This is a genomic window from Lysinibacillus irui, from assembly GCF_028877475.1.
GTDB classification, from domain to species: domain Bacteria; phylum Bacillota; class Bacilli; order Bacillales_A; family Planococcaceae; genus Lysinibacillus; species Lysinibacillus irui.
In genome coordinates this window covers 4,175,702-4,188,296 of the sequence record NZ_CP113527.1, presented here as the reverse complement: position 1 = coordinate 4,188,296, position 12,595 = coordinate 4,175,702, and the positions used below count along the sequence as shown (strand labels likewise).

Annotated in this window: 13 protein-coding genes; 9 read left to right on the top strand and 4 right to left on the bottom strand. The window is 37.7% G+C overall.

Annotation, left to right across the window (positions count from 1 at the left end; genetic code table 11):
* Window positions 1-29: 29 nt before the first annotated feature.
* Window positions 30-1,241, bottom strand: coding sequence for a Zn-dependent hydrolase (locus tag OU989_RS21105; protein WP_274794885.1), 1,212 nt, complete (start codon window positions 1,239-1,241; stop codon window positions 30-32).
* A 5-nt stretch (window positions 1,242-1,246) separates the two neighbouring features.
* Window positions 1,247-1,942, bottom strand: a complete 696-nt coding sequence (locus OU989_RS21100; protein ID WP_274794884.1) for an L-2-amino-thiazoline-4-carboxylic acid hydrolase — start codon at window positions 1,940-1,942, stop codon at window positions 1,247-1,249.
* 139 nt (window positions 1,943-2,081) lie between these two features.
* Between OU989_RS21100 and OU989_RS21095 the strand changes: the two genes are divergently transcribed.
* From OU989_RS21095 to OU989_RS21080, 4 genes are all read left to right on the top strand, one after another.
* Window positions 2,082-2,963 carry a LysR family transcriptional regulator gene (locus OU989_RS21095; protein ID WP_274794883.1) on the top strand — a complete coding sequence of 294 codons (882 nt, stop codon included), beginning with the start codon at window positions 2,082-2,084 and terminating at the stop codon, window positions 2,961-2,963.
* An 86-nt stretch (window positions 2,964-3,049) separates the two neighbouring features.
* Window positions 3,050-4,495: a sodium/proline symporter gene (locus OU989_RS21090; protein WP_274794882.1), complete on the top strand. Its 1,446-nt coding sequence runs from the start codon at window positions 3,050-3,052 to the stop codon at window positions 4,493-4,495.
* Window positions 4,496-4,686: 191 nt separating this feature from the next.
* The gene (gene pdxR / locus OU989_RS21085; RefSeq protein WP_274794881.1) at window positions 4,687-6,138 is read left to right on the top strand and encodes a MocR-like pyridoxine biosynthesis transcription factor PdxR; all 1,452 of its coding nucleotides are present in this window, start codon (window positions 4,687-4,689) and stop codon (window positions 6,136-6,138) included.
* A 4-nt stretch (window positions 6,139-6,142) separates the two neighbouring features.
* Window positions 6,143-7,051, top strand: a complete 909-nt coding sequence (locus OU989_RS21080; RefSeq protein WP_274794880.1) for a D-alanine--D-alanine ligase — start codon at window positions 6,143-6,145, stop codon at window positions 7,049-7,051.
* A gap of 51 nt (window positions 7,052-7,102) precedes the next feature.
* Here the strand turns inward: OU989_RS21080 and OU989_RS21075 are convergent, their stop codons facing one another.
* Window positions 7,103-7,942: a YitT family protein gene (locus OU989_RS21075; protein ID WP_274794879.1), complete on the bottom strand. Its 840-nt coding sequence runs from the start codon at window positions 7,940-7,942 to the stop codon at window positions 7,103-7,105.
* 203 nt (window positions 7,943-8,145) lie between these two features.
* Between OU989_RS21075 and OU989_RS23755 the strand changes: the two genes are divergently transcribed.
* The 4 genes from OU989_RS23755 to OU989_RS21060 all read left to right on the top strand — a co-directional run bounded on the left by OU989_RS23755 (window position 8,146) and on the right by OU989_RS21060 (window position 11,814).
* Complete coding sequence (locus tag OU989_RS23755) at window positions 8,146-8,190, top strand: erythromycin resistance leader peptide (RefSeq protein WP_112118014.1); 45 nt, start codon at window positions 8,146-8,148, stop codon at window positions 8,188-8,190.
* Window positions 8,191-8,490: 300 nt separating this feature from the next.
* The gene (locus OU989_RS21070; protein WP_274794878.1) at window positions 8,491-9,939 is read left to right on the top strand and encodes an Msr family ABC-F type ribosomal protection protein; all 1,449 of its coding nucleotides are present in this window, start codon (window positions 8,491-8,493) and stop codon (window positions 9,937-9,939) included.
* A 124-nt stretch (window positions 9,940-10,063) separates the two neighbouring features.
* Complete coding sequence (locus OU989_RS21065; protein WP_274794877.1) at window positions 10,064-10,507, top strand: SRPBCC domain-containing protein; 444 nt, start codon at window positions 10,064-10,066, stop codon at window positions 10,505-10,507.
* Between the two features lie 185 nt (window positions 10,508-10,692).
* Window positions 10,693-11,814, top strand: coding sequence for a serine hydrolase (locus tag OU989_RS21060; protein WP_274794876.1), 1,122 nt, complete (start codon window positions 10,693-10,695; stop codon window positions 11,812-11,814).
* A gap of 19 nt (window positions 11,815-11,833) precedes the next feature.
* Here the strand turns inward: OU989_RS21060 and OU989_RS21055 are convergent, their stop codons facing one another.
* On the bottom strand, window positions 11,834-11,977 hold the full coding sequence (locus OU989_RS21055) for a hypothetical protein (protein ID WP_274794875.1): 144 nt from the start codon (window positions 11,975-11,977) through the stop codon (window positions 11,834-11,836).
* 92 nt (window positions 11,978-12,069) lie between these two features.
* On the opposite strand from OU989_RS21055, the gene OU989_RS21050 reads away from it, so the two are divergent.
* Window positions 12,070-12,576 (top strand): cupin domain-containing protein, encoded by a 507-nt coding sequence (locus OU989_RS21050; RefSeq protein WP_274794874.1) that lies wholly within the window; start codon window positions 12,070-12,072, stop codon window positions 12,574-12,576.
* Window positions 12,577-12,595 lie beyond the last annotated feature (19 nt).

Below are 12,595 nucleotides of genomic sequence, written 5' to 3'. Positions count from 1 at the left end.
ATAGAGAATGGCTTTCTTTTATAAATAGTCTATCTAGCAAGCTCGACAACGGTATCATAAAAAATATTAGTTGCTACAATAATATCTTCATCTGAACTGTATTCTAAAGGATTGTGACTAATACCGTCCTTTGAACGGACGAATAACATCCCAATCGGTGCAATTTCCGCGATATTCATGGCGTCATGCCCAGCACCACTGATGAGGGAGTAAGGACGTATTCCCTGTTTTTCAATGCTTGTAGCTAATTGTTGTTGTAGCGCTGTATTTGTTTTTGCAGGTTTAATGCGCTGTAACACTTTAGAAGTCAATGTGACATGTCTTCGTTTAGCAATCAGTTGCAGTTGTTGCAATATGGCAGCCTCTAATGTACTTACTTTATTTTCGTCAATATCCCGTAGATCAATCGAGAATGTGACCTTGCCAGGAATAACGTTTGTGCCATTTGGAGAGACAGTCAACTTGCCGACAGTTGCGACAGATTCAGTTGTGTCATTTAATAGCTGCTCAATAGTTAAAATCATTTCACTTGCTGCAGTTAGCGCATCCTGACGAAGCGGCATAGGTGTTGCACCAGCGTGTTCGCTGACACCTGTTACGGTTACCTCTAGCCATAATGGGGCTGCTATGCCTGTTACAACACCGACGGGTAGATCTTCATTCTCTAATACTTTTCCTTGCTCAATATGCATTTCTAAATAAGCTGTAATGTCATTACGTTGTGCATTTATTAAAGGATAAGGAGTCAAGTTGAATTCCTTCATTGCCTCTTCAATGGAGATGCCAACTTCATCTTTATGCTGTAATTGTTCCTCTGTTAATAGGCCAGCCATTGCGCTACTGCCAAGTAGACCAAAGCCAAATCTCGTACCTTCCTCATCTTTAAAGGCGACAACTTGAATTTTTTTTGAAGGTAGTAACTGTTGCTCGTGCATAGTATGTACCACTTCAATTGCCGCTAGCACACCTAATGCACCATCATATTTACCGCCTTCTGGTACTGTATCAATATGAGAGCCTAGCATTATGGTTTCATTACCCTCACCATAAGTTCCAATAAGGTTTCCAACTGCATCGACTGTTACACGCATTCCTGCTTGTTCCATATAAGTTGTGACTAACTCAATGGCTTGCTTTTCTTCCGGCGTGAACGAGAAACGATTAATACCACCTGTTGCTTCATTACGGCCAATTTGGCTTAAGTCTTGAAGATGCTGTAAGAGTCTATCTCCATTAATCATGACAATCACTCTTTCATTTGGAATTGGAAGTGGCATTGACCTTCACGCAAGACAAATTGGTCATGAACCACCTCTAAATTTTTATTGTACCCTTTGGCAATAGAGGGGTCGATCACTTTGCAATATAAAATGCCGTATTTGCCCATATCATCATCAGCCCATTGTTGACCTAGTGGGCAGTGAGTAAATGTTTGTTCTACCTCATTTTCTTTATAGACGGTTTCAATTTCAAATAAATCACTACGGCCCATATCATAGTTTGTTAAATAGTTATCCACTGAATTTTCTAGGCCGTTTGTGCGTGCACGTTGAGCAATACCTTGGCCCCGTTTATGGCCGAAACGTTCGACTGCGCGCATGATGACCTGTTCACCCGCTTCACCAAACTCATCTACAACTGGCTTAGCAATTTGTGCAAACATTTTTGAAAAACGGGCGAACGTTGTTAAATCCGCAAATTTCTCTTCACCTTCCACGATCGATGGTAAATATTCAAAGAAAGTATGATTTTCGCCTTCTGCTGTTGCCTTCTTAGCCATGGCTTCAGCGTCCTTTAAACCAAATGCCTCTAAACCTTTTTGTATTAATTCACGACCATACTCCCCATATTGCTCTGTAATGGAGAGATGTAACTCTGTAAACATTTTTGCCGTAATTACGTCCATGGATAAAGCCTTCATCATTAATTTTTCCCCTGCCATTAGTATGAGCCCCCTCAATACAAATCTTATTGATTTACTTGGATTTTATTTTTATTATAGAGGTGGCTAGTAAATGAAATCAAATGAATATTTACACAATTTATTATGAAAAAAAATCATAAAAGGAGATGGCGGTAATATGGCAACATTGGCACAATATATTGCTTTCCATACGCTGATCAATACGGGGAATTTTACAGAGACAGGATTAAAGCTAAATCTTACACAGTCTTCAATCAGTCACACGATTAGTAATTTAGAGGCAGAATTTGGTTTGTCACTAATTATTCGAAACCGTAACAATATTGTTTTAACGAGTGAGGGAAAGATTATTTATGAGCATATCTCAAAGATATTGCAGCAACAGCAGCAACTAGAAACCTCAGTCGCTAAATTAAAAAACCTAATTGGTGGTACGTTATCCGTTGGTATTCTACCAAGTGTTTCACTTGTCTTACTGCCAAAGGTTTTAGCGTACTTTGAACAGCATCATCCGGATTTACACATTCGTTTGTTGGAAGGGGATTATGACCAAATAGAGGATTGGTTACATAATGGGGTAGTAGATATTGGATTTTTAGTACAACCACATTCTAAACATCTTGTATTTGACGCGATTTTTGATGATGAACTTGTCTGCATCATGGCGAAGGAGCATCCATTAGCAAAAGAGAGTGAACTTAACATTGAGCAATTACAGGATGAACGTTGGATTATGCCTAAACGTACTATTGACCGAGATGTATCAAGGGTTTTAGCCAAACATAAAATCCACCCGAATGTGGTATATGAATTATCGGTCGATCAGGTCATTTTAACAATGGTTAATGAAAATTTAGGTATTTCCATTGTTCCGAATTCTCTCTTACTACATGCGCCAAGTAGTTTGATTAGAAAAAAATTTTCTCAAGCATATATTCGACAGGTTGGAATTGCATACAAACACAGTGTTCATCTTTCTCCGGGGGCTTTAAAGTTTGTAGAAATATCGAAATACTTTGCATCCTTTTTACAAATTTAGTTATTGACAATTAAAATAACCCGAACTATTATCTGATAAAACCAATTGGGATTGTTTACTTTAATCAGATGGAGGACGTTTGGGTTATGCATACGATTGTTTATGTTGAGATATTTATCTATTTACTCGCAATGCTTGGAGTTGGGATTTACTTTAGCAAAAAAGATTTATCACATAATGATTACTTTCTAGGGGGCAATAAACTACCTGGCTGGGCGCTAGCCTTTTCAGAACGAGCTACTGGGGAGTCAGCCTACATGTTTTTAGGGGCAATTGGCTTTATTTATGTAGCAGGACTTTCTGGCATTTGGATTTTATCAGGCATGCTCTTAGGGGTAGTTGCTTCATGGTTATTTTTATCAAAACGTTTTATGACTGAGCAACAAAAATATAAGGTGAATAGTTTAACAGACTATATTGCTGTCAAATTTCCAAAGCATGCTGACATTATTCGTTGGCTAGCTTCTGCGGTTATGGTGTTATTCTTTGTTTGTTATTTAGCTGCTCAATTTTCAGGGATGGGCAAAACGATTTACTCCTTCTCAGGATTAAACATTACTTGGGGTACAATTATTATTGGTGCAATAATAATTGCCTATTCATGTATGGGAGGATTTATGTCTGTTGTGTGGACAGATACAATCCAAAGTTTTTTAATGCTCATCTCATTTATTATTGTCCCTATCGCGGCTTATATGGAAATCCAACATCAGGGTTTAAGCATTTCAACAGAGCTTGCGAATATGGGCAATGGTGCGGATAGCTGGGTGGGCGGCTTAAATGGACTTGCTTTAGGAGCTATGCTATTTACAAATCTGTCATGGTTCTTTGGTTGGCTAGGCGGACAACCTCAATTAAGCTCTCGTTTTATGGCTATTACAACTGAAAAAGAGCGCATTACAGGACGTAATATGGCCATCATTTGGACGCTCATTGTATATGTAGGTGCTTTCTTATCAGCTATTTTCGCATCCACTTTGTATAAACAAGGCTCTATAGAAGACCCAGAGATGATTTTACCTCATATGGTATTTGAAATCTTACCACCGTGGGTTGCGGGAATTATTGTTGCAGGTATTTTAGCAGCAATTATGTCCACAGCATCATCACAATTATTAGTGATTACAACGTCTATAAGTGAGGATATTATCCACAAGACATTACGTTGGAATGTTTCTAGTAAAAAACTAGTTCACCTTTCTCGTCTAGTTGCAGTGATTAGTGGGATTGTAGGTATTATTATTTCACTTAAATCAGGCTCAGTCATTTATAATTTAGTTTCCTTTGCATGGGCAGGGATTGGTAATACATTTTCTGTTGTCATTCTTTTAATCTTTTTCTGGAAACGTGTTTCAGGTATTGGGGTCATTGCCACAATTGTTGTAGGTTTCATTAGTGCAATTGCATGGTCTCTCTCTCCTATGGAGGCCATTGTTTCGGCTAAGGCAGCGACATTCTTTATTTGTTTAATTGTTGGGGTTATCGTGTCTTTAGTATGTCCTGATAAAGAGCAAGAGCAAATAAAAGTGTAGAAGTTTAAAAGTATTTTAGAATAATAAGTGGAACTCCTGTTTTGAAGATATTTCTCAAAATGGGAGTTTTCTTTTTATACAATGGAAATATGATAAAAGGAAGAGCAACCACTCTAACAGGAAATTACATAATGTGTGGACCTTTTAGATAAACGATGAATATGCAAAAATGAAGCAAGGGGGTTAGGAAGTTGTTTAATGATTTTAAGGTTTTAGATGAAGGTCCTGTTTATGTGCAATTAAAGAAATATGTTCAAGATATGATTGTCAAGGGACATCTATTGGAGCATCAAAAGCTTCCATCTACCCGTGAACTTAGTAAGTTATTAACAGTCAGTAGAAATACAGTGTTGAACGCATATGCCGAATTAGAGCAAGATGGCATTATCTATGCAGTGAAGGGCAAAGGGCATTTTGTTGGAAAGGTTACTACATTAAAAACATCGTCTATTATTGAAATGGATTGGAAGAAGAGGTTAAATGATACGACTTTATTAGCAGATGAAATTGATTTAATAAGACAAGATATACACTGGCAAAAGGGCATGATTTCTTTTATTAGTATAGCCCCAGAAGAAAAGCTTTTTGATGTTGAAAACTTCAAAAGGGCATTCCTCACAAGAATGTCCATTGAAGGAGATATTGTTTTAAATTATGGCTATGCAAAGGGATATAAACCTTTAATTGATTACCTTCTTGGTTATATGGAAATGAAGGGTGTAGATATTTCTAATAAAGATATTATGATTACTAATGGTTTTACGGAGGGGCTAGATATATTATTGTCCTCTTTCGCCAAAAAGTCAGGGCGTGTTCTATGTGAAAACCCTACGCATCATGCAGCATTGAAGCTTTTCCGTATGCATGGATTAGACATTCATGGGATCGATATGAGTGATGATGGGGTTGATATAGGTCAGGTGGAACAAGACTTAGCGGAAAAGCAATTTGATTTTGCCTATTTCATCCCGTCCTATCATAATCCAACTGGAATCGTCACTTCTTCTGAAAAAAGGAATGCTATTTTCCAGCTCTTTTCAAAATACCAAATCCCCATTGTAGAGGATGGCTTTAACGAAGAATTAAGGTACACAGGTTCTCATTTGGCACCACTGATAGCCTTTAGCGGATCAGGTAATAACATTGTCTATATTGGCAGCTTCTCTAAAATCCTATTTCCAGGCCTACGTGTTGGCTGGATTTTAGCAGATAAAGAATTAATCAGTTATTTAGAGAGCATGAAAAGAGCTCGAACGATTCATACATCGACATTAGATCAGGCGGTGTTATACCAATATTTGCAGGATGGCTATTTTGAAAAATATTTAAAGAAGGCAAGGTCTGTTTATAAGAAAAAATATGAGCTTGCTCGTCAAGCTTGTATGCAATATATTCCCTTTAGCAGAATAACAGGTGATGGGGGCCTCCATCTTTTTATAGAGCTAGAAGAGGGTGTAGATGCACGGATACTATTGGAGAAATGCTATAACAAGGGTGTCGTGTTTTATCCGGGAGATGTATTTTTCACAAATGGAAGAGGTAATAATACATTTCGTTTAGGATTTTCTCGATTATCAGACGAGGATATAATTCGTGGAATTCAAATCATCGGTGATACATTGAAAAATGACATGAGGGGTTGAGAAAATGAAGGTTGGCGTAATCATGGGTGGCACTTCCTCCGAAAAGCAAGTTTCGATTATGACTGGTAAGGAAATGGTCGCTCAATTAGATAAGCACAAATACGATGTTTTTGCCATTACGTTGGATGACAACAAAGAGGTAATAGATAAGGTTCGTGACATTGATGTGGCGTTACTGGCACTACACGGTAAGTTTGGAGAGGACGGTACGATTCAAGGTGTATTAGAAGCATTGGATATCCCTTATACCGGGAGCGGTCTGTTAGCTAGTAGTTTGTGTATGGATAAAAATATGACTAAAAAAATACTACGCTATGAAGGGGTTGCTACACCTAATTGGCTGCACTTTGTTAAGGGCGAGGAGCTTCCTTTACAGAATATAGAGCTTATGGGCTATCCACTTGTTGTTAAACCGAATGCGGATGGCTCAAGTGTAGGTGTTCACATCGTTCACGATCGGAGTGCCTTATTAGCTGCTGTTACGGACGTATTTAAATCGAATAACGAAATTATTATCGAGGAGTATTTGATCGGAGACGAGATTACATGCGGGATACTGAATGAGGAGCTATTACCTGTCCTATCAATCAAACATACGGCAGTATTTTTTGATTATAAGGCGAAATATGATGATGCTTCCACGATAGAGGAGCCAATAGAACTTCCGCCTGCTATTCATGAACGAGTAGCAAAGGCTGCTATGATTAGTTACAAGGCATTAAAATGTAGCGTTTATGCTAGAGTGGATATGTTGGTTAAGGATGGCGTTCCTTATGTGCTGGAGGTTAATACACTCCCTGGAATGACACCAAATAGCTTACTACCAAAAAGTGCACAGGCTGCTGGAATTAGCTATTCAGCATTATTGGATAGCATTATTGAAAGCTCCTTACAGATTAAGAGAAATGGATAAAATAGAGAAAACACCTTTTGTTTTTGCGAACAAAAGGTGTTTTTGACTTTTTTAAGATTTTGCTAATTCAATAAAACCTTCTCCAAAAACGTCTCTTACATCATGAATGGCAATAAAGGCGTCTTTGTCGACCTCTTTGACAATTTTTTTGAGCTTTACAACTTCTTGCTTACTAATCACAATATACAGGATTTCCTTTTGTTCCTTTGTATAATAGCCATGGCCTGCAAGAACTGTAACACCACGATTCATATAAGCAGTCACCTGTCCAGCAATTTCTTCAGGTTTTTTGGAGATAATTGTAACAGCCTTTTTAGGGTTAACCCCCTCAATGACAAACTCCATCACCTTTGTGCCGATATAGAGCATAATAATCGTTAGCATTAACGCCTCTGCCCCAATAATAAAGTAAGATGAAAAAGCGACAATTAAATCAAAGAATAGAAGTCCATAGCTAATACTCCAACCAAGATATTTGTTAGTAATTCTAGCTAAAATCGTAGAGCCTGCCGTTGTACCACCAACTCTTATAATCAAGCCAATGCCGACTCCGGCAAAAACGCCACCAAAAATCGTATTGACGATAATTTCATCTGAGGAAATAGACCAAGATTCTGTTAAATGTAAGAACAGCGAGTGGAAGGAGACCGCAATAATTGTGTAGATTGTCGTTTGCCTATTTAAAAATTTATAGCCGATGATCAGTAAAACTGCGTTCATAACAAAGCTGACAATACTTGGCGACCATCCGAACAAATAGTAAGCTATAATTGTTAAGCCTGTTACGCCACCCTCACCCAAATCATTCGGAATAACAAATAAGTTAACCGCTAGGGCAAAAAGCAAAGCTCCAAGCATAATCATAAAAATATCAATAACGTATTTTTTCATTCACATAACACCACCATATCGAAGTTTATTTTTTTCTTAAATTCCATACTATATCAGGTTTTCTCTAAATGATATACTTTTTAGAATGTTCATTTGTGATATATCGACAATAATTAGTTTGTCTTTAGAGGGAATATTGAAACTTGACATATTGTAGATAGAATTTATAATAATCGTAACAATTCAAGGAGGATTATTAAAAAATGACACATGCTATGAGACTACGTTTCCCAATGTTGAACCAATAACTAAATAGGGTCAAAAACTCTGTTTGTGAAATCAGAGTAAACGGGATAGTCTGTCCTTTTTTAATCATCTTCATATGTATAAGAAAAGGGAAGCAAGGGCTTCTTTTTTAGTGAGAATAAATCTACACTATATCTCTTTTACTTTTCAACACAGACAAAACCAAGTCTGTGTTTTTTTATTGAATATAGGGAGGGAAATGTAATGTACAGTCTATTATTCTTTTGATACGAGCTTTTAATAGAAGCTCGTATCGATACCATAGCTATCGATACGAAAATTAAATTTCGGGAGGTAGCAACATGGAAAAGGTTTGCTTTGAATTAGAGAATGTAGTCGTGACTTATTTAGATCAAGAGATATTGAATATAGAAAAATTAGCTGTGCATCAATTTGACCGAATAGGAATCGTTGGTAAAAATGGTGCTGGTAAAAGTACATTAATGAAATTACTTGCTGGGAAGATTCGACTAACAAACGGGAGGATAAAAAGCCATGTTCATTTCGGGTATTTTGAACAAGTGGAAGCACCGACATCCACTAAACCAGATCCAGCCTTATTGGGCAAACTTGCCGTACCCAAGCAATCTGACCAGCTTAGTGGTGGAGAGCAAACACGATTAAAGCTAGCACAATTATTTTCTATTTATGAGGAAGCTTTGCTCATTGATGAGCCAACAACACATTTGGATCAAAAGGGTATTTCGTTTCTACTTGATGAATTGCGCTATTATTATGGGGCACTTATACTAATAAGTCACGATCGTGCTGTACTAGATGATCTGGTTACAACCATATGGGAAGTTGAAAATGGTAAGATCACAATTTATGCGGGCAATTACAGTGATTATGCTTACCAAAAGCAATTAGAACGAGATCAGCAAAGTCAAGCATATGACCAATACTTGAAAGAAAAAAGCAGACTTGAAAAAGCTGTTGATGAAAAGCTGAAAAAAGCTGAAAAAATTGCTCAAGCAGGTAGTATGTCGAAAAGAGAGGCTAACGCAAAACCGAATCGTATGTTTATGACAAAGTCCAAAGGCACAAGTCAAAAATCTGTGCAGCGTGCAGCTAAAGCCATCGAGCATCGAATAGAAAAGCTCCGGAAAGTAGAGGCTGTACAGGGAGAGAGAAAAATAGTTTTCCGGCAACCGAAGCCTTTAAAACTACACAATAAATTTCCGATTATGGCCGAGCAGCTCTGTTTACACGTTCAGGAAAAGGTACTATTGGATAATGTAAGCTTTCAAATACCATTGGGTAAAAAAATTGCGCTTACAGGTAGTAACGGTTGTGGTAAAAGTACCTTACTACGACATATCGCTAATAATGGTGAAGGATTAACCATCTCCCCTAAGGCTAAGATAGGTCATTTCCTACAGATGAGCTATCAATTTAAAAGCGAGGAGACCGTTCTGCAATTTTTGGAAAATCGCTCTGAATATGATGAAGGCCTATTACGAAGTGTGCTTCATTCCATGCAGTTTATAGGAACCGATATACAAAAAGTCGTAAAGTTTTTAAGTGGTGGAGAAGCCATACGCCTCCAGCTCTGTCAGCTATTTTTGGGAAACTATAATATTTTACTATTGGATGAGCCGACTAATTTCTTAGATATTCATGCATTAGAAGCGCTTGAGCAATTTATGGCTGCCTATGAAGGAACAATCATCTTTGTCACGCATGATAAAAAGTTCATCAAAAATGTAGCGGATGTCCAGTTTGTAATAGAAAATAAAAAGATATTTTAAATAAAAAGTGCGATTCTTCTATTAGGAGAATCGCATCTTTTTTATTGAATTTTTATTTTGAAGGAGGTAAAAGGGAAAATTTGGCGAAGGTGTAAGATAGACATTATAAAAAGGGATGATGACGATGATCAATACGAGTGTGACGACAAAATTAAAAATTAATCAGCCAGCCCATAAAGTATTTGAAGCCATTATTTCTCCCACTGAGATCGGGAACTATTGGTTCTCTAGCAGCTCTGAAAGATGGGGAGTGGGTAAAAGAATTACGCTTAAATATGATGAATATCAGTTCGAGGGTGTCATCACCGTGCTGGAATTGGAGGCCAGTAAAAAAATTGTGTTTGTTTGGGGCGAAGAGCAAGGAGAAGTGACAATGGTTACCATTACCCTTGAAGAGTCAGAAAAGGAAACGATTATTACTGTAGTGGAGTCAGGATTTAATGCACATGACCCAGAAATTGTGGCAAAAATGATGGGTCAAAAAGAGGGCTGGGTTTATACGTTAACATGCCTCAAAGGATATGTAGAGAATGGAATTAGTACTTTAAGAGCTTCGTTAATTCATTGAGGAGGAAGGGTATGACAACGGCTAACAGCGATGGAGTTTGCCTTGAATCAAACAAGAGCTTCTATTTGTATCCTTGTGGGAGTGATGCTACCAGAAGAAATAAGCACAGAAAATAGCGTTACGCTTAAATAATCAATCGTCTACAGCGATGGTTGCTGGAAGTAGCAGAGTGATGGGAGGAGAATATGAGAACGTTGTTTTGGGTGATTGGCACTGTTTTAGTTTGTGCAGTATCAGTACTAGGCATTGTCTTTTGGAAGTTTCAGAAGGAAATTAAGAAGGATGATCCTGAATATATTGTGCAATTTATCAAGGAACATAAAGAAGATAAAAATGTTTCTGTAGCAATTCAATACAATCAACAACATTGGGTGGAGCTCAATACAAAGGAACCGTTACCGCTTGCAAGTACGGTTAAAATAATCGTAGCCATCGCTTATGCGCAACAGGCAGCAGATGGTCGTATTAATCCTCAGCAACAGGTCGATCTAAAGGAATTAGAGCCATTTTATATTCCTAAAACAGATGGCGGTGCACATGAAGCATGGTTAGCACAATTAGACCTTCAGGGTATGGAAAGTGTCCCTTTGAGCGAGGTAGCAAACGGTATGATTGCGTATAGTTCCAATGCGAATACGGATTACTTAATGCATATACTCGGTCTTCAATATGTAAATGATGTTCTTACACAACTCGCTGTAAAAGAGCATGAGCCCCTATATCCAATCGTAAGTGCTATCTATATTCCCACTCAATTAATGGAGGAAAAGAGTTTAACGAAAAAAGAAACATTAACAGCTTTAAGAGATATGGATATGACTGAATATCGAGAAAGGGCATTGACTATTCACGAGAATTGGGTAGAGCTCCCTTTAACAAAAGAAGAGAAAGCAAAGGCACTAAAAATGCTCAATATGGATTTTCAAAAGGTATGGTCTGATCGTTTAATAAGGGCTTCCACAGACAATTACATCTCTATTTTAGAAAAATTGAATAGTAAAAATTATTTTAGTGAAGATGTACATAAGTACTTAGATCCTGTAATGGAGCAGTTGATGCTTAACCCCAAAAATCAAGAATGGCTCAAACATGCAGGCCAAAAGGGGGGATCGACAGCTTTTGTGTTAACTTTAGCTGCCTACGCGGAAGATAAAAAAGGGAATCAAACGGAAATCGCCTTTTTTGCTAACGACTTAAATACGATGGAACAACTGAAATTATCTAATAGTATGAATAGTTTTCAATTGAAATTTCTTACAGATGAGGGCTTTCGGAAGCGTTTAAAAAAGGAATTGTCTGAGTCGTGAGTTGCCTTTAGCAGGGAACTCATAGTACACCAGCAGTAGGATCGTGCAAGCTAAATCCAAGCTCTGCTTCGGCATCTCGTTTCCAATCATCTTCAACTCCTTGTTCAGAAACCCATTTTATCGCAGTACTACTAGATAGATAGCTTTTTGACCAGTCTCTCATACATGACAACTTCGCCCACTCTTTTTATAGGTGTACCTTCTTTCATTCAACTGCATAAACTAATGTTATTATGCGTGAGAGGATTGAGTTGAATGTATCACCCTTATTATGGAAATAACCAAATGTATTATTATGGCTATCATCCGGTTTATTGGACCTATCCAAATCAAATAGAGCAGGGGGAAAGAAAGATTGTAAGAACTGACTATGGGCCTGAGCCATTCATTGTAGACATTGAAGAGGTAACAAAGCAAAACAAAAATTATCGCACAGCATTGTGGACAGGTAAAAACCTACAAGTAACGGTGATGAGTCTCAATATAGGTGAAGATATAGGCTTAGAAGTTCATCCTCATGTCGATCAATTTATATGTATTGAGGAGGGACATGGAGTAGTACAAATGGGTCCTACAAAGGATTATTTAAATGATCAACGATATGTCTCAGAAGATACGGCTATCATGGTACCTGCAGGAACTTGGCATAATCTTACGAATACAGGCAATAAACCGCTAAAGCTTTATTCGATTTATGCACCACCAAATCATCCATTTGGAACTGTTCACATAACAAAGGCAGATGCGATGGCAGCAGAATGATAGAATGGCAAAAGTGACA